The organism is Streptomyces sp. NPDC090119 (assembly GCF_044747085.1).
GTDB lineage: Bacteria > Actinomycetota > Actinomycetes > Streptomycetales > Streptomycetaceae > Streptomyces.
On record NZ_JBIVDK010000003.1, the window covers coordinates 144,906 to 165,076 of the forward strand.

Genomic DNA, 20,171 nt, shown 5'->3' on the forward strand with positions numbered 1-20,171 from the left:
AGGAGGGTAGTTCAGGGGAGTGTGCGCCTCTGGTGGGGTAGTGGTGTCGGTGCGACCCCTTCGAAGGGACTCTGACCGTGCGAAGCCGTACCGCGCCCGCCGTACTCGCCGCGACCACGCTGCTGCTGGCCGCGGGCTGCACCTCGGACGGGGGTGACGGACGGGGGTCGCCCGGTGAGGGCACGGTGACCGTGACGGCCACGTCCCCCGCCGAGACCGGCCCGCCCGCCAAGGGCTCGGTGAAGGTGCTGCGCACGGTCGCCGAGGGCCTGAAGAGCCCGTGGGGGCTGGCCCCGCTGCCGGACGGGAACCTGCTGGTGTCCTCCCGCGACGACGCCACCCTCACCCGGATCGACGCGAAGACCGGCAAGAAGACGGTGGCGGGCCGCGTCTCCGGGGTCGAACCGGCCGGTGAGGGCGGCCTGCTCGGCATCGCCCTCTCCCCCGGCTTCGCCTCGGACCACATGGTCTACGCCTACTTCACCTCCGCCTCCGACAACCGCGTCGTCCGGGTGCGGTACGACGAGAAGCGGGCGGCCGGTGATCAACTGGGCGCCCCGGACACGGTGTTCAAGGGCATCCCCAAGGGCCACATCCACAACGGCGGCCGCATCGCCTTCGGCCCGGACGGCATGCTGTACGTCGGCACCGGCGAGAGCGGCAGCAGCGGGCTGGCCCCCGACAAGAAGTCGCTGGGCGGCAAGATCCTGAGGATCACCCCGGAGGGCGAGCCCGCGCCGGGCAACCCGCTCGGCCGCTCGCCGGTGTACTCCTACGGCCACCGCAATGTGCAGGGTCTCGCCTGGGACAAGGAACAGCGGCTGTTCGCCTCGGAGTTCGGGCAGGACACCTGGGACGAGCTGAACGCGATCAAGCCGGGCGGCGACTACGGCTGGCCCTCCGCCGAGGGCAAGGGAACCGACGGGCGCTTCCAGAACCCGCTGGCCCAGTGGCACACCGACGACGCGTCGCCGAGCGGCATCGCCTACGTGGACGGGGTGATCTGGATGGCCGGCCTCCGCGGCGAGCGCCTGTGGCGCGTCCCGCTGCGCTCGACCTCGGCCTCGGCCCCGCCGCAGGCGTTCCTGGACGGCGCGTACGGACGGCTGCGCACGGTGGCCCCGGCCGGGCAGGACCGGCTGTGGGTGCTGACCAGCAACACCGACGGCCGGGGCGACCCGAAGAAGGGCGACGACCGGCTGCTGGAGGTCCAGGTCCGCTGACGGGGGCGGTGCGACACCGCCCCCGCGTCCACGGTCAGCCCGCCGAGGGCAGGCCGAGCAGCGCGTCGGAGTACTTCAGCGCGGCCAGCAGCAGGCCGACGACACCGAGCGCGACACCGCCCCAGGCGACGGACTTGATCCACGGGGCCTGCGGCCGTCCCGGCGCGCCGAACGCGGGCCGGGCGAGCACGGCCACGCCCACGACCAGCGCGGCCACCGCGAAGAGACCGGCCCACAGGGCGGTGGCGTGCCAGGCGTCGCCGTAGACCGCCTTGATCTGCTGGGCGACGCCCGCCTGCGACGAGGTCTTGAGCTGGCCCATGAGCTGGGCGCGGGCCGAGGCGACGGTGCCGACCCAGCCGCCGTTGAGCGAGACCAGGCCGAGCGCGGCGGAGACCACGGCTCCAGCGCCCTGGCCGACCCCGGACGGGCGGCGCGGCTCGGTGCCGGGCAGCTCCGCGTCGGACTCGTGCTGCTCGGGTGCCTGGGCTTCCTCGGTCACGGCGGTCTCGGCCACCGTCTCGTCGTGCTGCGCGCCGGTCTCGGTCCCGGCGCCTTCCGCTGTCTTCGTAGCCATGCCCGGCACCGTACGGACGGAGTCTGAGAGGCGTCTTAACGCCCGCTGTGCGCTGCGCCTTCGCGGGCCGCGCGCCACTCGGGGGCCAGGATCGCCCAGACCTCGGTGTCGGTACGGACGCCCCGATGCGGGTAGTTCTCGCGGAGCACGCCCTCGCGGGTCATGTGCAGGCGCCGGGCCACGTTGACGCTGGGCTGGTTGGCGGAGGAGGCGTGCCACTCCACGCGGTGCATGCCGCGCTCGCCGAAGGCCCAGTCGAGCAGGATCTCCATGCCCTGGGTGACCAGCCCGCGCCCGGCCGCTCCGGGTATCAGCCAGCAGCCCGCCTCGGCGACCCCGGTCCCGGTGTCCCAGAGTCGGAACATCAGGCCGCCGACGAGCGTGCCGTCCAGCCAGATGCCGTGCAGGCTGCCGGAGTCGGTGGCGCGCTTGTCGGCGTACCCCTTCAGATAGGCGCGGGCGGCGGCCAGGTCGGGCACCACGTCCGGGAGGCCGACGTGGCGGCCGATGAACTCGCGCTCGCCGTCGATGTTGGCGAAGAACTCCGGCGCGTGCCAGACCTCCATCGGACGCAGTTCGGCGCCGTCCTGGCCCAGGGGTGTCGCGTACATCGTGCTGGGGTTCCTTCCGCCCGGTTCTCCGGCCGAGCCTTTCACGGGCTCAGTCGAACTGATCGCCCAGGGCCATGATCATCGTCCCGGCTATCAGCAGCCAGAGCGCGCGGCGGGTGCGGCCCCGCGCGCCGAGGACGGCGGCGGCCACGCAGACGACGGCACCGATGGCGTACGCGGCGGGGACCAGGGCGGGGGCGGGACCGGTCAGGCGGAGCAGGGCGGCGGCCACACCGGCGAGGGTGAGCAGGGCGCCGGTGCCGGTGGCGAGCCAGCGGGCGCGGCGGGCCTCGTCGTAGAACTCGGCGTCGCCCTCTTCGTGCTGGTCGTCCTCTTCGTGCCGTACGACGGGCTCCGCCCGTTCCGCCTCCTCGGCCTCGGCGGGTCCGGCGACGGAATCGGTACGTCCACTCATGGCGGGCGAGCGTAGCGCCTCCCCCTCGGGCGTCTCGTCGCGGCCCCCGGAAAACGAGCGTGGCCCCGGAGGATCGACCTCCGGGGCCACGCTCGGCATGGGACTCAGCCCTCGCTCACGCCCAGGCGGTCGAGGATCAGCTCCTTGACGCGGGCGGCGTCGGCCTGGCCACGGGTGGCCTTCATGACCGCGCCGACCAGCGCGCCGGCCGCCGCGACCTTGCCGCCGCGGATCTTGTCCGCGATGGCCGGGTTGCCCGCGATGGCCTCGTCGACGGCGGTGGTCAGCGCACCCTCGTCGGAGACGACCTTCAGACCGCGCTTCTCCACGACCTCGTCCGGCGTGCCCTCACCGGCGAGGACGCCCTCGATGACCTGACGGGCCAGCTTGTCGTTCAGGTCACCCTTCACGACCAGCTCGGTGACGCGGGCGACCTGGGCCGGGGTGATGGCCAGCTCGTCCAGCGCCTTGCCCGACTCGTTGGCGCTGCGCGCCAGCTCGCCCATCCACCACTTGCGGGCGGAGGCCGCGTCGGCACCGGCGTCGATGGTGGCGACGATCAGGTCCAGCGCACCGGCGTTGGTGATCGACTGCATGTCGGTGGCCGAGATGCCCCACTCCGCCAGCAGGCGGGTACGGCGGGCCAGCGGCAGCTCGGGCAGCGCGGCGCGGATCTCCTCGACCCACTCGCGCGAGGGCGCCACGGGGACGAGGTCGGGCTCCGGGAAGTACCGGTAGTCCTCGGCCTCCTCCTTCACGCGGCCCGAGGTCGTGGACCCGGTGTCCTCGTGGAAGTGGCGCGTCTCCTGGATGATCGTGCCGCCGCCGTCGAGCACGGCCGCGTGGCGCATGATCTCGAATCGGGCCGCACGCTCGACCGAGCGCAGCGAGTTGACGTTCTTCGTCTCGGAGCGCGTGCCGAACTTCTCGCGGCCGTGCGGGCGCAGCGACAGGTTGACGTCGCAGCGCATCTGGCCCATCTCCATCCGCGCCTCGGAGACACCGAGGGCCCGGATGACCTCGCGCAGCTCGCGGACGTAGGCGCGCGCGACCTCGGGGGCGCGCTCACCCGCGCCCTCGATCGGCTTGGTGACGATCTCGATGAGCGGGATGCCCGCGCGGTTGTAGTCCAGCAGGGAGTGGGACGCGCCGTGGATGCGGCCGGTGGCACCGCCGACGTGCGTCGACTTGCCGGTGTCCTCCTCCATGTGGGCGCGCTCGATCTCCACACGGAAGGTCTCCCCGTCCTCCAGCTGCACGTCGAGGTAGCCGTCGAAGGCGATCGGCTCGTCGTACTGGGAGGTCTGGAAGTTCTTCGGCATGTCCGGATAGAAGTAGTTCTTCCGGGCGAAGCGGCACCACTCGGCGATCGAGCAGTTCAGCGCGAGGCCGATCTTGATCGCGGACTCGACGCCGGTCGCGTTGACGACCGGGAGCGCGCCGGGCATGCCGAGGCACACCGGGCAGGTCTGCGAGTTGGGCTCGGCGCCCAGCTCGGTCGAACAGCCGCAGAACATCTTGGTGTGGGTGCCGAGTTCGACATGGACCTCGAGGCCCATGACGGGGTCGTACGACGACAGCGCGTCCTCGTACGACACCAGGTCGGTCGTGGTGGTCACGGTGAAAACTTCCCTCTCAGCCCAGCAGGACGTCGTCGTCGCCCAGCCGCTTCAGCTCGCGGTAGAGGATGGCGAGGCCGGTGACGATGGCGACGGCGGACACGGCGGCGTCGATCAGCCTGAGCGTGTCCTGCTCCGACCGTGCCTTCTTGATCTGCTTGGCCACGCCGACCGCGCTGAACGCGGTGCCGGCCATGGACAGGTACGTGCCGGACCTCGACTGCTTGAAGCCCTTGGCCTTGTTCAGTGCGCTCACAGCGACGGTGCCTCCTCGATCAGCGGGTGACCCCACTTTTCCACGAAGGCGGCCTCCACGGCGGCGCCGACCTTGTACAGCCTGTCGTCCTTCAGCGCCGGGGCGATGATCTGGAGGCCGACGGGGAGGTTGTCCTCGGGGGCGAGACCGCACGGCAGCGACATGGCCGCGTTGCCCGCGAGGTTCGTCGGGATGGTGCACAGGTCCGCGAGGTACATCGCCATCGGGTCGTCGGCGCGCTCGCCGATCGCGAAGGCGGTGGTCGGGGTCGTCGGGGAGACGATCACGTCGACCTGCTCGAACGCCTTCTCGAAGTCCCGCGTGATGAGGGTGCGGACCTTCTGCGCGGAGCCGTAGTAGGCGTCGTAGTAGCCGCTGGAGAGGGCGTACGTGCCGAGCATGATGCGGCGCTTGACCTCGTCGCCGAAGCCCGCCTCACGGGTGAGGGAGGTGACCTCCTCGGCCGAGTGGGTGCCGTCGTCGCCGGTGCGGCGGCCGTAGCGCAGGCCGTCGAAGCGGGCGAGGTTGGAGGAGCACTCGGACGGCGCGATCAGGTAGTACGCCGACAGGGCGAGGTCGAAGGACGGGCAGTCCAGCTCGACGATCTCGGCGCCCAGCTCCCGCAGCAGCTCGACGGACTCGTCGAAGCGCTGGAGGACACCGGCCTGGTAGCCCTCGCCGCGGAACTGCTTGACGACGCCGACCCGCATGCCCGCGACCGAGCCGTTGCGCGCGGCCTCGACGACCGGCGGGACCGGGGCGTCGATGGAGGTGGAGTCCAGCGGGTCGTGGCCCGCGATGACCTCGTGCAGCAGCGCCGCGTCCAGGACCGTACGGGCGCAGGGGCCGCCCTGGTCGAGGGAGGACGAGAAGGCGACCATGCCGTAGCGGGACACCGAGCCGTAGGTCGGCTTGACGCCGACGGTGCCGGTGACGGCGGCAGGCTGGCGGATGGAGCCGCCGGTGTCGGTGCCGATGGCGAGCGGGGCCTCGTAGGAGGCGAGCGCGGCGGAGGAGCCGCCGCCGGAGCCGCCGGGGATCTTGGTGAGGTCCCAGGGGTTGCCGGTCGGGCCGTAGGCGCTGTTCTCGGTGGAGGACCCCATGGCGAACTCGTCCATGTTGGTCTTGCCGAGGATGACGACGTCGGCGTCCTTGAGGCGCTTGGTGAGCGTCGCGTCGTACGGGGGAATCCAGCCCTCGAGGATCTTGGAACCGACCGTGGTCGGGATGCCCTCGGTGGTGAAGATGTCCTTGAGCGCGAGCGGGACACCGGCCAGCGGGCCGAGCTGCTCGCCGCGGGCGCGCTTGGCGTCCACCGCGCGGGCCTGGGCGAGCGCGCCCTCGCGGTCGACGTGCAGGAAGGCGTGCACCTTCTCGTCGACGGCGTCGATGCGCGCGAGGTGGGCCTCGGTGACCTCGACCGCGGTCAGCTCGCCGGAGGCGATCTTCCCGGCGATCTCGGCGGCCGTGAGCTTGATGATGTCGGTCATGACTTCTTAGTCCTCCCCCAGGATCTGCGGCACCTTGAAACGCTGCTGCTCCTGGGCGGGGGCGCCGGAGAGCGCCTGCGCGGGGGTGAGCGAGGGACGGACCTCGTCCGCCCGCATGACGTTCGTCAGCGGGAGGGGGTGCGAGGTCGGCGGTACGTCTTGGTCGGCGACCTCGCTGACGCGGGCGACCGCGCCGATGATGTCGTCGAGCTGGCCCGCGAAGTGGTCGAGCTCTTCGGGCTTCAGCTCCAGACGCGCCAGCCGGGCGAGGTGGGCGACCTCCTCGCGCGTGATGCCAGGCATGCAGCGATCCTCTGGGGTGAGTGTGTGTGCTTTGGGGCCAATCCTATGGGGCGTGGACCGCACACCGTTAAACGGTTTCCCCAGGCCCCCCGGCCGGGGCGTCACGGCAGGGGGCGGCGCGGCCCGGACGCGCGGCCCGGCACGGGTGATCGTCGGGGGGAAACGTTCCCCCGGCTCATGCCGGGAGGCTATTCCCCCGCGGGCAGTGCCGCGCGGGGCCGCTGCCAGCCCCTGGGGCCGCGGGCCTTCAGCCAGGCCGTGGTCTCCTCGGGGGGCATCGCGGCGGCCACCAGCCAGCCCTGTACGGCGTCGCAGCGCAGGTCGCGCAGGTGTTCCCAGGTCTCGTCGTCCTCGACGCCCTCGGCGACGACCACCAGGCCCAGCGAGTGCGCGAGGTCCACCGTGCAGCGGACGATCGCCGCGTCCTCGGCGTCCACGGCGAGCCGGGCCACGAAGGAGCGGTCGATCTTCAGTTCGCTGACCGGCAGCCGCCTGAGGTGGACCAGCGAGGAGTAGCCGGTGCCGAAGTCGTCCAGTGACATCTTCACGCCGTGTCCGGCGAGCGCGGCCAGGGTGTCGGCGGCCCGCTGCGGGTCCTCCAGCAGCACGTGCTCGGTGATCTCCAGCTGCAGCGCCCCCGCCGGGACCCCGTGCCGGGCCAGCCGGGCGGCGACCGAACCGGCGAAGCCGGGGGTGTGCACGTCGCGCGGGGAGACGTTGACCGCGACCGGCACCCGGAGCCCCTGCTCGCGCCAGCGGGCGACCTGGGCGAGCGCGGTCTCCAGCACGTACTCGGTGAGGTGCGGCATCAGCCCGGAGGACTCGGCTATCGCTATGAACTCGTCCGGCGGGACCTTGCCCCGCTCCGGGTGCACCCAGCGCACCAGGGCCTCAAGACCGGCCACCTGGCCGTCGAAGCGGACCTTGGGCTGGTAGTGGAGCTGGACCTCGTGCGCGTCCAGCGCCCGGCGCAGATCACCCAACAGGGCCAGCCGGTCCGGGGTGTTGGAGTCCCGCTTGGACTCGTACGCCTCCACGCCTGTGCGGTCCCGCTTGGCCTGGTACATCGCCACGTCCGCGCGCCGCAGCATGCCCTCGGCGTCCAGCGCGTGGTCGGGGAAGACGGCGACGCCCGCGCTGGCCTCCAGCACGAGCGTGAGTCCGTCGAGGTCGAGCGGCGAGCCGAGCGCGGTGACCAGCCCGCGGGCGACCCGCGTGGCCGACGTGGTGGAGTCGGCCACCGGCAGTAAGACGGCGAACTCGTCCCCGCCCAGCCGCGCGGCCTCCGCCCCGTGCGGCAGGGCGTTCTGGAGCCGGTCGGCGATCTGCAACAGCAGCCGGTCCCCGGCGAGATGGCCGAGCGTGTCGTTGACCGACCGGAAGCGGTCGAGGTCGATCAGCATCAACGCCGAGCGCGCGCCGATGCGTTCGGCGTCGTCGAGCGCGGTCCAGATGCGCTCCAGCAGCCACTGCCGGTTGGGCAGTCCGGTGAGCGGGTCGCGCAACTGCTCCTCCGCGCGGGCCCGTGCCATCCACAGGGTGGAGTCCAGCGCGATCAGCGGGATGGCGAACAGCGGCAGCAGCACCGGCCGGGCGTCGGCGACCACGCACACCAGCGGCGCGATGCCGAGCAGCGCGACGGCGACGAGTCCCTGCCGGACCAGCGCGGTACGGGCGATGGTGGGCACCCCGCCCCCGCGCGGGGCGTGCAGGTACCACAACAGCCCCTGGCTGAGGACGAGGTACGCGCCCGCCGCGAGCACCACCTCGGGGACGGTGCCCAGGCCCCAGCCGCCGGGCCGCCAGGGCTCCTCCACGCTGCCCACCCGGCCGAAGGCGCCGAGCACCAGGGCTCCGGCGCTGAGGCCGAGGATGTCCACCGCGCCGTGCAGCAGGCCCTGCCGCCAGCAGTTGCGCCGGGCCACGCCGACCAGGACGACGACGGTGAGGCTGACCAGTACGGCCGGGACCCAGCCGTACAGCAGCAGGGTGGCGAGGGTGAGCGCGGCGCCGGAGGCGGTGCCGCCGTCCCAGCGGGCGCGGCCCAGCATGACGAGATGGCCGACGACGAGTCCGGTGAGCAGCGCCAGCGCCCATCCGGCCGTACCGGCGGGGAACAGCGCGTGGCCGCCGCTGAGGGCGCCGTAGAGCCCGGCGCCGAGGGCCAGGGTGGCCGCGGCGGCGAGGACCGCGGGCAACGTGGGTGCCTGCGCGCGCTGTCGGGGGTCCTGCCCCGGGGCGAGGTCGGCGGCGAGGACCAGCGTCGCGTGCGGATCGACCCCGTCGGTGCCGGAGTCGGGGCCCGCGCGGTCCTTGCCGCGTCCGGTCCACCGGTTCCCCCGCCACGCGCCCGCGCGGCGGCGCGGGCGCTGCCGTGAGCCGGGGGCGGCGTTCTCGGTCGGTTCCATACCCGTCCCTCTCACAGCCGGCGGTGCCCACGCCACGCGGCCCTAGCTCCGAGGACCGTCAGCGGCTCGGCGGTGGAAAGCCCTTCCCCGCGCCGGCTGCCCGGCACGGGGATGCACCGGCCGCGGCTGGGCACGGCGGGCGCACCCCTCAACAGTAGGCCGCGGAGGGCTTCCTAGGGCAGCGGTCGTGGACGGTCGCCCGAATGCGTACGGGCCACCCGTATGCATCTGATATGCGCCGTACGGGTGGCCTTCAACCGCTACTCCCCGGTCGGAAGCGCGACTTCGGCCGCCGCCTCGGGTCCGCGCTCCAGCAGGGCGGTGAATCCGTCCTCGTCGAGCACCGGCACCTTGAGCTGCATCGCCTTGTCGTACTTGGAGCCGGGGTTGTCGCCGACGACCACGAAGGAGGTCTTCTTGGAGACGGAACCGGTCACCTTGGCGCCCCGGCTCTGCAGCGCGTCCTTGGCGCCGTCCCGGGTGAAGTTCTCCAGGGTGCCGGTGACGACGACGGTCATCCCCTCCAGCGGGCGCGGGCCCTCGTCCTCGCCGGTGGACTCCTCCTCCAGCGGGACCCCGGCCGCCTTCCACTTGCGCACGATCTCGCGGTGCCAGTCCTCGGCGAACCACTCCTTGAGCGCGGCCGCGATGATGGGGCCGACCCCGTCGGTCGCGGCCAGCTCCTCCTCCGTGGCCGCCTCGATGCGGTCGACGGACCGGAACTCGCGGGCGAGCGCCTGGGCGGCGACGGGGCCGACATGACGGATCGACAGGCCGTTGAGGAACCGGGCGAGCGGGCGCTGCTTGGCCGCCTCGATGTGCTCCAGCAGCGAGAGGGTGTTCTTCTTCGGCTCGCCCTTCTGGTTGGCGAAGACGGTGACGACCTTCTCCTCGCCGGTCTTCGGGTCGCGCTTGGGCAGTCCGCTGTCGGGGTCCAGCACATGCGCCTTGATCGGCAGCAGCTTCTCCACCGTCAGGTCGAACAGGTCGCCCTCGTCCACCAGGGGCGGGTCGGCGGGCTCCAGCGGCCGGGTGAGCGCGGCGGCGGCGACCCCGCCGAAGTGCTCGATGTCCAGGCACTCGCGGCCCGCGAGGTAGGCGACGCGCTCGCGCAACTGGGCCGGGCAGGTGCGGGCGTTGGGGCAGCGGAGGTCGATGTCGCCCTCCTTCATGGGCCGCAGCGGGGTGCCGCACTCGGGGCACTCGCTGGGCATCACGAACTCCCGCTCGCTGCCGTCCCGGAGGTCGGCGACGGGCCCGAGGATCTCCGGGATGACGTCACCGGCCTTGCGCAGCACCACGGTGTCGCCGATGAGCACGCCCTTGGCCTTGACGACCTCCTGGTTGTGCAGGGTGGCGAACTCGACCTCGCTGCCCGCGACCGTGACCGGCTCGACCTGGGCGAACGGGGTGACCCGGCCGGTGCGCCCGACGCCCACCTTGATGTCGATGAGCTTGGTGTTGACCTCCTCCGGCGCGTACTTGTACGCGATGGCCCAGCGCGGGGCGCGCGCGGTGGAGCCGAGGCGGCCCTGGAGTCGGATCTCGTCGAGCTTCACGACCACGCCGTCGATCTCGTGGTCGACCGAGTGCCGGTGCTCGCCGTAGTACGCGATGAACTCCCGGACGCCGTCGAGGCCGTCGACCACGCGGTTGTGCGGGGAGGTGGGCAGGCCCCAGGTCTTCAGCAGGTCGTACGCCTCGGACAGCCGGGTCAGGCCGGTGAAGCCCTCGTGGGCGCCGATGCCGTGGACGACCATGTGCAGCGGGCGGGTCGCGGTGACGCGCGGGTCCTTCTGGCGCAGCGAACCGGCGGCCGCGTTGCGGGGGTTGGCGAAGGGCTTGTCCCCGGCGGCGACCAGACGCTCGTTCAGCTCCAGGAACCGGTCCATCGGGAAGTAGACCTCGCCGCGGATCTCCACGAGGTCGGGCACGTCCTCGCCGTGGAGGCGCTCGGGGATGTCGGCGATGGTGCGGACGTTGGGCGTGATGTCCTCACCGGTGCGGCCGTCGCCCCGCGTCGCGGCGCGGGTGAGGCGGCCGTGCTCGTAGGTGAGGTTTACGGCGAGGCCGTCGACCTTCAGCTCGCACAGGAAGTGGTAGGTCTGCTCGCCGAGTTCGCGGGCGATGCGGTCGGCCCAGGCGGCGAGTTCCTCGTCGTTGAAAGTGTTGTCCAGGGACAGCATCCGCTCGCGGTGCGCGACCGCGGTGAACTCGGTCTCGTAGGACCCGGCGACCTTCTGGGTGGGCGAGTCCGGGGTGCGCAGCTCCGGGAACTCCTCCTCCAGGGCCTCCAGGGACTTCAGGAGCTGGTCGAACTCCGCGTCGCTGACGACGGGAGCGTCCTTCACGTAGTACCGGAAGCGGTGCTCCTCGACCTGCTCCGCGAGCCGCCCGTGCCTCTCGCGCGCCTCGGCGGGCACCGCCGTCGTCGCCGCTTGCTTGTCGCCGGCCACCGTAGTGTCCTCCCGTTACTCAGGGTTGTCCGCGAGGGATCTCGCCGCCCGGACGCAGTGGGCGAGCGCCTGACGGGCGTAGGCGGGGGATGCACCCGCGAGACCGCACGTGGGCGTGACCGTGACCGCCTCCGCGAGCAGTCCCGGTCGCAGCCCCAGCCTGCGCCACAGCGTCCTGACACCCATGACGCTACCGGCAGGGTCTGACAATGCGGCATCCGTGCCGGGGACGACACCGGCGAACAGCCGGGTGCCGCCCTCGACGGCCTCGCCGATCGTGTCGTCGTCACGCTCGGTGAGAAGGGCGAAGTCGAAGGAGACGGCGTCGGTGCCCGCGCGGCGCAGCAGCGCGAACGGTACGTCGGGGGCGCAGGAGTGGACGACGGTGGGGCCGGAGCCGCTCGCGCCGAGCACCTCGCGCAGCCCGGACTCGACGACCTGCCGGTCCACGGCCCGGTAGGTGCGGTAGCCGCTGGCGGTCCTGACCTGGCCGCGCAGCACGGCGGTGAGGGAGGGCTCGTCGAGCTGGAGCACCACGCGGGCGCCGGGGACGCGGCGGCGGACGTCGGCCAGGTGCAGGCGCAGGCCCTCGGCGAGCGAGGCGGTGAGGTCGCGGCAGGCGCCATGGTCGGACAGCACCGCCTCGCCGCCCCGCAGTTCCAGCGCGGCGGCGAGCGTCCAGGGCCCGACCGCCTGCACCTTGAGGTCGCCCTCGTAGCCCTGGGTGAACTCCTCCAGGGCGTCGAGGTCCTGGCGCAGCCACGCGTGCGCGCGCCGGGTGTCGCGGCCGGGCCGGTCGGACAGCCGCCAGCCGCTGGGCTCCACGCGCGCGTACAGCTCGACGAGCATCCCGGCGGTGCGGCCGATCATGTCGGCGCCGGGGCCGCGTGCGGGCAGCTCGGCGAGGTACGGGAAGTCCTCCAGGCTGCCGGTGACGGTCTTGGCGGCCTCGAGGGCGTCCTCGCCGGGCATCGAGCCGACGCCGGTGGCCCCGGGGAAGGTGACCTGGGTGTTCTCACTCACCCCGGCAGGGTATGCCGTACGGCGCGCGGCCGCGTCAGCGGCCGGGGCGCACGGTCAGGTCGTTGATCTCGGCGTCCCTGGGCAGGTCCAGGGCGAGCAGAATGGTGTCGGCGACCGACTCGGGGTCGATGAACCGCGCGGGGTCGTACTCCTTGCCCTCCTGCTGGTGCACCTTGGCCTGCATGGGGCTGGCGGTGCGGCCGGGGTAGACGGAGCTGACCCGGACGCCGTTGCCGTGCTCCTCCTGGCGCAGCGCGTCCGCGAGGGCCTTCAGCCCGTGCTTGGAGGCGGCGTACGCGGACCAGCCCGCGTGGGCGTTGAGTCCGGCGCCGGAGTTGACGAAGACGACCTGGCCGCGGGCGGTGCGGAGCTGGGGCAGGAAGTGCCGGGTCAGCTCGGCGGGCGCGATCAGGTTGACGTTGAGCTGGTGGCGCCAGGACTTGGGGGTGAGGTCCCCGACGTCACCGAGGTCGACGACCCCGGCGATGTGCAGCAGCGAGTCCACGCGGTCCGGCAGCGACTGGTGGGAGAAGGCCCAGGACAGCTTGTCGGGGTCGGCGAGGTCGCCCACCAGGGTCGTGGCGCCGGGGAACTCGGCCGCCAGCTCCTTGGCGCGGCCCGCGTCGCGCGCGTGCAGCACGAGGTCGTCCCCGCGCGCGTGCAGACGGCGGGCGACGGCGGCGCCGATGCCGGAACCGGCGCCGGTGATCACATGAGTAGCCATGCCCGCCATGGTCGCATCAGCCCGCGGCGAGGGATTCCTCCAGGTGGGCCAGGGCGGCGGCGGGCTCAGCGGCGAAATACATCAGCTCGGACAGCGGGCGCGGCAGGAAGCCCTCGGCCTCCATGCGGCGGAACTGCTGCTCCAGGCCGTCGTAGAAGCCCGCGGTGTTGAGCAGCACCACGGGCTTGGTGGTGCGGCCGTGCTTCTTCAGCTCCAGGATCTCGGTGGCCTCGTCCAGGGTGCCGGTGCCGCCGACCATGATGACCACGGCGTCGGCCTTCTCCAGCAGCACACGCTTGCGCTCGGCGAGGTCGGCGGCGACGAACATCTCGTCGGCGCCGGGCCGCGCGACCGCCGACAGGAACTCCACGGAGACGCCCACGAGCCTGCCCCCGGCCTGCTGCACGCCGTCCGCGACGACCTTCATCAGGCCGGAGTCCGAGCCGCCCCAGACGAGCGTGTGGCCGCCCTTGCCGATCAGTTCCCCGAACTCCCGCGCGGGGCTCGTGTAACGCTCGTCGAGGTCGGCGGCGGAGAGGAAGACGCAGATGTTCATGCGGCCCACGGTACGCGGGCGCGCGGGAACAACCGCGGCTCCCCCGGCGCTCTCCCGGTATGGGACATGGACACACGATCACCATCGAAGAGGGCGAGCAGCATGTGCGCGTCGTACACGACGGCCAGGTGCTCGCGGAGACCGACCGCCCCCTCGTCCTGCACGAGACGGGCTGTCCGCCCCGGTACTACCTCCCCGCCGAGGACGTCCGGCTCGAACTGCTGACCCCGTCGGACACCCACACCGACTGCCCCTTCAAGGGCACGGCGTCCTACTGGTCGCTGCCGGACGCGCCCGACCTCGTATGGGCCTACCCGGACCCGAAGCCGGAGGTGGCCCGGATCAAGGACCACTACTGCTTCTACGCGCCCGAAGTGGCGTGACCTCGCGGCGCGCCGCCGTGTCGTGACCGGTGACTCCGGCACCCGTACGGCAGTGTCCACGGGCATGGACAAGAAGACGACTTCCGTCGACGGGACCTCGCTCGCGTACCGCGTGACCGGTGAGGGGCCCACGGTGATCCTGGTGAGCGGCGCGATGTCCACCGGGCTTACGCTCGCCCCGCTGGCGGCGGCGCTCGCGGACCGCTGCCGGGCCGTCGTCTACGACCGGCGGGGCCGGGGCGCCAGCGGTGACACCGTGCCGTACGCGGTGGAGCGCGAGGTGGAGGACCTGGCCGCGCTGATGGCGGCCGTGGGCGGCGAGGCGTCGCTGTTCGGGCTGTCGTCGGGCGGCGCGCTGGCGCTGCTGGCGGCCGCGAGCGGGCTGCCGGTGCGCCGGACGGCGGTGTACGAGGTGCCGTTCAACGACTTCCTGCCGGAGGGCCCGGAGCGGCAGGTGGCGTACGCGGCGGCCCTGGACGTGGCGCTCGCGGCGGGCGATCTGGGCGAGGCGGCGGAGCTGTTCCTGCGGCTGACCGGGCTGGCCGAGGAGATGATCCGGCGGGCCCGCCAGTCGCCCATGTGGCCGGGTCTGGAGCTGCTCGCCCCGAGCCTCGCCTACGACGCGGCCCTGATGGGCGACGGGCTGCTCCCGGCGGACGTGCTGGCCCGGGTGCCGGTGCCGGTGCTGTCGGTCGCGGGCAGCGTGAGCCCCGAGTGGCTGCGCGCGGGCGCCCAGGCGGTCGCGGAGGCGGTGCCGGACGGCACGTACGCGGTGCTGGAGGGGCAGACGCACGCGGTGGAGCCCGCCGCGCTCGCGCCGGTGCTGGCGGACTTCGTCACCGGCTGAGCGCGGCGGCGCGTACGGGGCTCACACCGTGGCGGCCGTGGCGCGGGTGGTGGTGGCGATGGTCGCGGAGCCGACGACGCGCGTGCCGTCGTACAGCACGATCGCCTGGCCGGGGGCGACGCCGCGGACGGGCTCGGTGAAGGTGACGCGCAGTTCGCTGTCCACCAGTTCGGCGTCGACCTCGGTCTCGCCGCCGTGGGCGCGCAGTTGGGCGGTGTAGGTGCCGGGGCCCTCGGGGGCGGTGCCGCACCAGCGGGGCTTGATCGCGGTGAGCGCGGTGACGTCCAGGGCGGCGGCGGGGCCGACGGTGACGGTGTTGGTGACCGGGGAGATGTCCAGGACGTAGCGCGGCTTGCCGTCGGGGGCGGGGGTGCCCAGGCGCAGGCCCTTGCGCTGGCCGATGGTGTAGCCGTAGGCGCCCTCGTGGGTGCCGAGGCGGTTGCCGTCCTCGTCCACGATGTCGCCCTCGGCCTTGCCGAGCCGGTCGGCGAGGAAGCCCTGGGTGTCGCCGTCGGCGATGAAGCAGATGTCGTGCGAGTCGGGCTTCTTCGCGACGGCCAGGCCCCGGCGCTCCGCCTCGGCGCGGATCTCGTCCTTGGTGGTGATCGTGTCCCCGAGCGGGAACAGGGCGTGCGCGAGCTGCCGGTCGTCCAGCACGCCGAGCACGTAGGACTGGTCCTTGGCCATGTCGGAGGCGCGGTGCAGCTCGCGGGTGCCGTCCTCGCGGACGATCACCTGGGCGTAGTGGCCGGTGCAGACCGCGTCGAAGCCGAGCGCGAGCGCCTTGTCGAGCAGCGCGGCGAACTTGATCTTCTCGTTGCAGCGCAGGCACGGGTTCGGGGTGCGCCCGGCCTCGTACTCGGCGACGAAGTCCTCGACGACGTCCTCGCGGAAGCGGTCGGCGAGGTCCCAGACGTAGAACGGGATGCCGATGACGTCGGCCGCGCGGCGGGCGTCGCGGGAGTCCTCGATGGTGCAGCAGCCCCGCGCGCCGGTCCGGAAGGATTGCGGGTTGGCGGAGAGCGCGAGGTGGACGCCGGTCACGTCGTGACCGGCTTCCGCGGCGCGCGCGGCGGCGACGGCGGAGTCCACGCCACCGGACATGGCGGCGAGGACACGGAGGGGGCGCGGCGAGGTCTCAGTCATAGCCCTTCCAGGGTACGGGGCGACGGGAACCGGGGACGCCGGGTGTGCGTTGGTGATCGCGAGGGGTTCGTGGGAAACGGGGCGTACGGGGTGGAGATGGACGACGGGGACCGCAGGCCGAGCCGACGCGCGCTGATCGTCGGCGGTGCGGTGGCCGCCGCGGGGGCGGCGGCGCTGGCCCATGAGGAGCTGTCCCGGCTGTACTGGCGGCTGCCGGGCGTGGAGCGGGCCCGGGTGCCGGGCGCGGTGGACTTCGCGGGCGCCCGCTGGGTGGCGGCCTCCCCCGCCAACTACCGGCACGCGGACCGCCCGGACGACTATCCGGTGGACCGGGTGGTCGTCCATGTCACCCAGGGCGGTTACGCGTCGGCGGTGAAGGTGTTCCAGGACCCGGCGCACCAGGCGGCGGCGCACTACATCGTGCGCGCGGACGGCGGGGTGACCCAGCTCATCCGCGAGCTGGACGTGGCCTTCCACGCGGGCAACCGGTCCTTCAACGAGCGCAGTGTCGGCATCGAGCACGTCGGCTTCGTGGACGACCCGAAGTCGTTCACGGACGCGATGTACGCCTCCTCGGCCCGGCTGACGGCCGCCATATGCGCGCGGTACGGCATGCCGGTGGACCGGGAGCACGTCATCGGCCATGTCGAGGTGCCGGGCACCGACCACACGGACCCCGGCCCGCACTGGGACTGGGACCGGTACATGGGGCTGGTGCGAAGGGCACGCACCGCGCTGGGAAGAACCCCGGCCTAGACCAGCCCGGCCGCGCGGGCGCGTTCCACGGCGGGGCCGATGGACTTGGCGACGGCGTCCACGTCGTCCTGGGTGGAGGTGTGGCCCAGCGAGAAGCGCAGGGTGCCGCGGGCGAGGTCGGGGTCGGTCCCGGTGGCGAGCAGGACGTGGCTGGGCTGGGCGACGCCCGCGGTGCAGGCGGAGCCGGTGGAGCACTCGATGCCCTGGGCGTCCAGCAGCAGGAGCAGGGAGTCGCCCTCGCAGCCGGGGAAGGTGAAGTGCGCGTTGGCGGGCAGTCGGCCGCCTGGTGCCGGGTCGCCGCCGAGCAGGGCGTCCGGGACGGCGGCGCGTACGGCCTCCACCAGCCGGTCGCGCAGGGCGCCGATCTCGCGGGCGAACCACTCCTGCCGTTCGGCGGCGAGGCGTCCGGCGACCGCGAAGGAGGCGATGGCGGGCACGTCCAGCGTGCCGGAGCGGACATGGCGCTCCTGGCCACCGCCGTGCAGCACGGGTACGGGGCTGTACTCGCGGCCGAGCAGCAGGGCGCCGATGCCGTAGGGGCCGCCGATCTTGTGGCCGGAGACTGTCATCGCGGCGAGCCCGGAGGCGGCGAAGTCGACCGGCACCTGACCGAACGCCTGCACCGCGTCGGCATGCAGCGGCACCCCGAACTCGGCGGCCACGTCGGCGAGTTCACGGACCGGCAACAGGGTGCCGATCTCGTTGTTGGCCCACATCACGGTGGCCAGCGCGACATCGTCGGGGTTGCGGGCGATGGCCTCGCGCAGCACCTCGGGGTGGACCCGGCCGTGCCGGTCGACGGGGAGGTACTCGACGACGGCGCCCTCGTGCTCGCCCAGCCAGTGCACGGCGTCCAGCACGGCGTGGTGCTCGACGGGGCTGGCCAGCACCCGGACCCGGTTCGGGTCGGCGGCGCGGCGGGACCAGTACAGGCCCTTGACGGCGAGGTTGTCGGCCTCGGTGCCGCCGGAGGTGAACACGACCTCGCTGGGGCGGGCGCCGAGCGCCTCGGCGAGGGTTTCGCGGGACTCCTCGACGGTGCGGCGGGCCCGGCGGCCGGAGGCGTGCAGGGAGGACGCGTTGCCGGGGACGCTCAGCTGGGCGGTCAGCGCCCGCACCGCCTCGGGGAGCATCGGGGTCGTGGCCGCGTGGTCGAGGTAAGCCATGGTGACGCCGATTCTACGGGCCACCGGCACGGGCTCCGGGCCCGGCGCCGCCGCCTCACAGACTCCAGGAAACGGTGTCGGCCAGCTGCATGGTGAAGGCCAGGACGACGAGGTCGGCCACACCGAGGGCCATGCCGAGGTAGGCGCGCCCGCGGCGGCCGGTGCCGCGCCACAGGGAGACGCCCGCGAGGACGATGGCGACGGGGCCCAGCACGAGGTTGAGGACGAGCAGTCCGAGCAGCCCCAGGATGAAGGACGCGACGGCCATGCCGTCGGCGTCGCGCGGCCGTGGCTTCGCCTCGACCTGACCGGTGGCAGGTGCGGTGAGATGCATGGTGCTCAGCTCCTGATGGTCGGTGCGGGCGGGCGGGTCAGTGGGTGGTGGTGCGACGGCGGCCATGGCGCTCACGGACGGCGAAGACGACGAGCCAGACACCGATGAAGGCGGCGACGACGGCACTGACCGGCAGCGGTACGTGGGCCACGGTGCCGAGCGCGACACCGAGGAGCATGAGTGCGGCGACGAGGAACAGCATGGTTTCGATCCCCCCTCGGGAACGTCTCGGTGAACAGTTGTAGTAACACTTGTTCACTGACTCCGAGTCTAACCCTCCGCGCGGCTTTCCAATTCCAGAGAACAGTTGTTAACTGGATGACATGAGTCACACCCTCGGCATCCGGCAGGCGCAGAAGCAGAAGACCCGTCAGGCGTTCCTGGACGCGGCGCTGGTGCTGCTGGAGGAGCAGAGCCTGAGCAGTCTGGGGCTGCGCGAGGTGACCCGTGCCGTGGGGGTGGCGCCGACCGCGTTCTACCGGCACTTCCGCTCCACCGAGGATCTCGGGGTGGCGCTGGTCGACGAGGCGCTGGGCAGGCTGCACCCGATGGTGGGGCCGACGGTGTCGGCGGCGAACGACCCGGAGGAACGCATCGGCCGCGCGGTCGAGTTGATCGACCGGCACGTACGGGCCTTCCCGGCGCACGTCCGCTTCATCGCACGCGAGCGGCACGGCGGGGTGCAGCCGGTGCGCGAGGCGATCCGGGACCAGCTCGCGCGCTTCACCGCGGAGGTGAAGGCCGAACTGGCCCAGGACCGCGAGTCGGAGGGCTGGGGGGACGACGACCTGACGATGCTCGCGCATCTCTACGTCGACCAGATGCTCATCACGGCCCAGCTCTTCCTGGAGGCGCTGGAGGCCCCCCAGGGCGAGTGGGAGCGGGTGACCCGGCTGGCCACCCAGCAGCTGCGCCTGATCAGCCTCGGCAGCAGGCACTGGACGGACCAGGACGCGGCCCCCGCGCCCTGAGCGGCGCGGCTCAGCCCAGCCGGACGCGGGCGAGCTGGCGGGACTGCGCGACCAACCGGTCCTCGCTGTCCCAGACCTCGGCGTCCTCCTCCAGGAAGCCGCCGGCCAGATTGCGGGTGGTGATGGACACCCGCAGCGGACCCGGCGCGGGCCGGTGCCGTACGTGCACGGTCAGTTCGACGGTGGGCACCCAGCCGGTGAGCCCGATCTCGAACGCGGTCGGCGGCAGCGCGTCCACCGCGAGCAGCAGCGAGAGGGGGTCAGCGTCCCGGCCGTCGGCCAGCCCGAACCAGGCCCGCATCTCGCCCTTGCCGGAGGGCGCGCCGACCGCCCAGCCGACGGTGGCCGGGTCCAGCTTGAGCATCAGCCGCTCGGTGATGGCCGAGCTGCCGTCGACCGGCGCCGGACCGTCCTCGGGACCGAGGCAGCGCTCCAGGGGCGGCATCGCGGGCGGTACGGCGCTGGTCCGTACGTCGTCGGGAAGCGCGGCCAGGTCTCCGTACGAGGCGAGGACGCGGATGCGCTCGACCTCGTTGCCCTCGGCGTCGTACTGGAACAGCGACGCCTGGCCGGTGGAGAGCGTGCGGCCGGTGCGCACGGTCTCGGTGCGGACGACCGCCGGGCCGGGCTGGGACGCCGTCAGATAGTGCGCGGAGACGGTGAACGGGTCCGGATGCGGGAGGGTGTCCGCGAGGGCCCGGCCGAGCACGGCCAGCAAGTAGCCGCCGTTGACGGCGGTGATGATGGTCCAGCCGGCCGAGAGGTCGATGTCGTAGACCCCGGGCGCGCGCCGGACGACCTCGGTGTCACGGTCGAACTCGCTGTCGCCGATCACGGCTCGAGTGGCGGGGGCGGAGGCTGCTTCTGGCATGGATGAACGGTACAACAGGTGATTACTAAGCGGTAG

21 protein-coding genes and 1 pseudogene are annotated in these 20,171 nt (G+C 72.9%); 5 read left to right on the top strand and 17 right to left on the bottom strand.

Annotated features, from left to right (window positions below; genetic code table 11):
* The first annotated feature begins 71 nt into the window (after positions 1 to 71).
* Positions 72 to 1,223, top strand: coding sequence for a PQQ-dependent sugar dehydrogenase (locus tag ACIPPM_RS13305; RefSeq protein WP_401448448.1), 1,152 nt, complete (start codon positions 72 to 74; stop codon positions 1,221 to 1,223).
* A 34-nt stretch (positions 1,224 to 1,257) separates the two neighbouring features.
* Here ACIPPM_RS13305 and ACIPPM_RS13310 read toward each other — a convergent pair whose 3' ends face one another.
* From ACIPPM_RS13310 to ACIPPM_RS13365, 12 genes and pseudogenes are all read right to left on the bottom strand, one after another.
* Entirely contained in the window at positions 1,258 to 1,800 is a 543-nt protein-coding gene (locus ACIPPM_RS13310; protein ID WP_401446785.1) for a hypothetical protein, read from the bottom strand.
* A gap of 35 nt (positions 1,801 to 1,835) precedes the next feature.
* On the bottom strand, positions 1,836 to 2,411 hold the full coding sequence (locus ACIPPM_RS13315; RefSeq protein WP_401446787.1) for a GNAT family N-acetyltransferase: 576 nt from the start codon (positions 2,409 to 2,411) through the stop codon (positions 1,836 to 1,838).
* A 49-nt stretch (positions 2,412 to 2,460) separates the two neighbouring features.
* Entirely contained in the window at positions 2,461 to 2,826 is a 366-nt protein-coding gene (locus tag ACIPPM_RS13320) for a hypothetical protein (protein ID WP_401446790.1), read from the bottom strand.
* A 104-nt stretch (positions 2,827 to 2,930) separates the two neighbouring features.
* Complete coding sequence (gene gatB, locus ACIPPM_RS13325; protein ID WP_401446792.1) at positions 2,931 to 4,445, bottom strand: Asp-tRNA(Asn)/Glu-tRNA(Gln) amidotransferase subunit GatB; 1,515 nt, start codon at positions 4,443 to 4,445, stop codon at positions 2,931 to 2,933.
* A 16-nt stretch (positions 4,446 to 4,461) separates the two neighbouring features.
* The gene (locus tag ACIPPM_RS13330) at positions 4,462 to 4,701 is read right to left on the bottom strand and encodes a hypothetical protein (RefSeq protein WP_086696013.1); all 240 of its coding nucleotides are present in this window, start codon (positions 4,699 to 4,701) and stop codon (positions 4,462 to 4,464) included.
* On the bottom strand, positions 4,698 to 6,191 hold the full coding sequence (gene gatA, locus ACIPPM_RS13335; protein ID WP_393596034.1) for an Asp-tRNA(Asn)/Glu-tRNA(Gln) amidotransferase subunit GatA: 1,494 nt from the start codon (positions 6,189 to 6,191) through the stop codon (positions 4,698 to 4,700). The genes ACIPPM_RS13330 and gatA overlap by 4 nt, the downstream gene beginning before the upstream one ends.
* Before the next feature lie 6 nt (positions 6,192 to 6,197).
* Positions 6,198 to 6,494 (bottom strand): Asp-tRNA(Asn)/Glu-tRNA(Gln) amidotransferase subunit GatC, encoded by a 297-nt coding sequence (gene gatC, locus ACIPPM_RS13340; protein WP_018544665.1) that lies wholly within the window; start codon positions 6,492 to 6,494, stop codon positions 6,198 to 6,200.
* A 188-nt stretch (positions 6,495 to 6,682) separates the two neighbouring features.
* Positions 6,683 to 8,698: pseudogene (locus ACIPPM_RS13345) on the bottom strand (putative bifunctional diguanylate cyclase/phosphodiesterase); the annotation flags it as partial.
* A 464-nt stretch (positions 8,699 to 9,162) separates the two neighbouring features.
* Positions 9,163 to 11,358 (bottom strand): NAD-dependent DNA ligase LigA, encoded by a 2,196-nt coding sequence (ligA, locus tag ACIPPM_RS13350; protein ID WP_401446795.1) that lies wholly within the window; start codon positions 11,356 to 11,358, stop codon positions 9,163 to 9,165.
* A 15-nt stretch (positions 11,359 to 11,373) separates the two neighbouring features.
* Positions 11,374 to 12,381: a methionine synthase gene (locus ACIPPM_RS13355; RefSeq protein WP_401446797.1), complete on the bottom strand. Its 1,008-nt coding sequence runs from the start codon at positions 12,379 to 12,381 to the stop codon at positions 11,374 to 11,376.
* Between the two features lie 34 nt (positions 12,382 to 12,415).
* Positions 12,416 to 13,105: an SDR family oxidoreductase gene (locus ACIPPM_RS13360; RefSeq protein ID WP_401446799.1), complete on the bottom strand. Its 690-nt coding sequence runs from the start codon at positions 13,103 to 13,105 to the stop codon at positions 12,416 to 12,418.
* A gap of 16 nt (positions 13,106 to 13,121) precedes the next feature.
* The gene (locus ACIPPM_RS13365; RefSeq protein ID WP_401446802.1) at positions 13,122 to 13,661 is read right to left on the bottom strand and encodes a TIGR00730 family Rossman fold protein; all 540 of its coding nucleotides are present in this window, start codon (positions 13,659 to 13,661) and stop codon (positions 13,122 to 13,124) included.
* Between the two features lie 59 nt (positions 13,662 to 13,720).
* Here ACIPPM_RS13365 and ACIPPM_RS13370 point away from each other — a divergent pair, with 59 nt between their 5' ends.
* Positions 13,721 to 14,044 carry a DUF427 domain-containing protein gene (locus ACIPPM_RS13370; RefSeq protein ID WP_401446804.1) on the top strand — a complete coding sequence of 108 codons (324 nt, stop codon included), beginning with the start codon at positions 13,721 to 13,723 and terminating at the stop codon, positions 14,042 to 14,044.
* 64 nt (positions 14,045 to 14,108) lie between these two features.
* Positions 14,109 to 14,891 (top strand): alpha/beta fold hydrolase, encoded by a 783-nt coding sequence (locus tag ACIPPM_RS13375; protein ID WP_401446806.1) that lies wholly within the window; start codon positions 14,109 to 14,111, stop codon positions 14,889 to 14,891.
* 21 nt (positions 14,892 to 14,912) lie between these two features.
* On the opposite strand, the gene mnmA is transcribed toward ACIPPM_RS13375, so the two are convergent.
* A complete protein-coding gene (gene mnmA, locus ACIPPM_RS13380; protein ID WP_401446808.1) occupies positions 14,913 to 16,037 on the bottom strand; it encodes a tRNA 2-thiouridine(34) synthase MnmA in 1,125 nt (374 codons plus the stop codon).
* A gap of 96 nt (positions 16,038 to 16,133) precedes the next feature.
* Between mnmA and ACIPPM_RS13385 the strand changes: the two genes are divergently transcribed.
* A complete protein-coding gene (locus ACIPPM_RS13385; protein WP_401448450.1) occupies positions 16,134 to 16,793 on the top strand; it encodes an N-acetylmuramoyl-L-alanine amidase in 660 nt (219 codons plus the stop codon).
* Here ACIPPM_RS13385 and ACIPPM_RS13390 read toward each other — a convergent pair.
* Genes ACIPPM_RS13390 through ACIPPM_RS13400 form a run of 3 tightly spaced genes read right to left on the bottom strand, consistent with a single transcriptional unit; the run spans position 16,790 to position 18,495 of the window.
* Positions 16,790 to 17,959: a cysteine desulfurase family protein gene (locus ACIPPM_RS13390; protein ID WP_401446811.1), complete on the bottom strand. Its 1,170-nt coding sequence runs from the start codon at positions 17,957 to 17,959 to the stop codon at positions 16,790 to 16,792. The genes ACIPPM_RS13385 and ACIPPM_RS13390 overlap by 4 nt on opposite strands.
* A gap of 55 nt (positions 17,960 to 18,014) precedes the next feature.
* The gene (locus ACIPPM_RS13395) at positions 18,015 to 18,293 is read right to left on the bottom strand and encodes a DUF4190 domain-containing protein (RefSeq protein WP_401446813.1); all 279 of its coding nucleotides are present in this window, start codon (positions 18,291 to 18,293) and stop codon (positions 18,015 to 18,017) included.
* Between the two features lie 37 nt (positions 18,294 to 18,330).
* Positions 18,331 to 18,495: a hypothetical protein gene (locus ACIPPM_RS13400; protein ID WP_401446815.1), complete on the bottom strand. Its 165-nt coding sequence runs from the start codon at positions 18,493 to 18,495 to the stop codon at positions 18,331 to 18,333.
* Between the two features lie 121 nt (positions 18,496 to 18,616).
* Between ACIPPM_RS13400 and ACIPPM_RS13405 the strand changes: the two genes are divergently transcribed.
* Complete coding sequence (locus ACIPPM_RS13405) at positions 18,617 to 19,264, top strand: TetR family transcriptional regulator (RefSeq protein ID WP_401446817.1); 648 nt, start codon at positions 18,617 to 18,619, stop codon at positions 19,262 to 19,264.
* Between the two features lie 10 nt (positions 19,265 to 19,274).
* On the opposite strand, the gene ACIPPM_RS13410 is transcribed toward ACIPPM_RS13405, so the two are convergent.
* On the bottom strand, positions 19,275 to 20,135 hold the full coding sequence (locus ACIPPM_RS13410; protein WP_401446820.1) for a thioesterase family protein: 861 nt from the start codon (positions 20,133 to 20,135) through the stop codon (positions 19,275 to 19,277).
* Between the last annotated feature and the right edge of the window lie 36 nt (positions 20,136 to 20,171).

What these genes read in the sequence shown, in the direction of transcription:
- ACIPPM_RS13320 (WP_401446790.1), bottom strand. Translation starts at nt 2,826, where the DNA reads ATGAGTGGACGTACCGATTCCGTCGCCGGACCCGCCGAGGCCGAGGAG.
- mnmA (WP_401446808.1), bottom strand. Translation starts at nt 16,037, where the DNA reads ATGACTGAGACCTCGCCGCGCCCCCTCCGTGTCCTCGCCGCCATGTCC.
- ACIPPM_RS13400 (WP_401446815.1), bottom strand. Translation starts at nt 18,495, where the DNA reads ATGCTGTTCCTCGTCGCCGCACTCATGCTCCTCGGTGTCGCGCTCGGC.
- ACIPPM_RS13410 (WP_401446820.1), bottom strand. Translation starts at nt 20,135, where the DNA reads ATGCCAGAAGCAGCCTCCGCCCCCGCCACTCGAGCCGTGATCGGCGAC.
- ACIPPM_RS13315 (WP_401446787.1), bottom strand. Translation starts at nt 2,411, where the DNA reads ATGTACGCGACACCCCTGGGCCAGGACGGCGCCGAACTGCGTCCGATG.
- gatC (WP_018544665.1), bottom strand. Translation starts at nt 6,494, where the DNA reads ATGCCTGGCATCACGCGCGAGGAGGTCGCCCACCTCGCCCGGCTGGCG.
- ACIPPM_RS13310 (WP_401446785.1), bottom strand. Translation starts at nt 1,800, where the DNA reads ATGGCTACGAAGACAGCGGAAGGCGCCGGGACCGAGACCGGCGCGCAG.
- ACIPPM_RS13370 (WP_401446804.1), top strand. Translation starts at nt 13,721, where the DNA reads ATGGGACATGGACACACGATCACCATCGAAGAGGGCGAGCAGCATGTG.
- gatA (WP_393596034.1), bottom strand. Translation starts at nt 6,191, where the DNA reads ATGACCGACATCATCAAGCTCACGGCCGCCGAGATCGCCGGGAAGATC.
- ACIPPM_RS13390 (WP_401446811.1), bottom strand. Translation starts at nt 17,959, where the DNA reads ATGGCTTACCTCGACCACGCGGCCACGACCCCGATGCTCCCCGAGGCG.
- ACIPPM_RS13360 (WP_401446799.1), bottom strand. Translation starts at nt 13,105, where the DNA reads ATGGCTACTCATGTGATCACCGGCGCCGGTTCCGGCATCGGCGCCGCC.
- ACIPPM_RS13375 (WP_401446806.1), top strand. Translation starts at nt 14,109, where the DNA reads ATGGACAAGAAGACGACTTCCGTCGACGGGACCTCGCTCGCGTACCGC.
- ACIPPM_RS13385 (WP_401448450.1), top strand. Translation starts at nt 16,134, where the DNA reads ATGGACGACGGGGACCGCAGGCCGAGCCGACGCGCGCTGATCGTCGGC.
- ACIPPM_RS13395 (WP_401446813.1), bottom strand. Translation starts at nt 18,293, where the DNA reads ATGCATCTCACCGCACCTGCCACCGGTCAGGTCGAGGCGAAGCCACGG.
- ACIPPM_RS13365 (WP_401446802.1), bottom strand. Translation starts at nt 13,661, where the DNA reads ATGAACATCTGCGTCTTCCTCTCCGCCGCCGACCTCGACGAGCGTTAC.
- ACIPPM_RS13405 (WP_401446817.1), top strand. Translation starts at nt 18,617, where the DNA reads ATGAGTCACACCCTCGGCATCCGGCAGGCGCAGAAGCAGAAGACCCGT.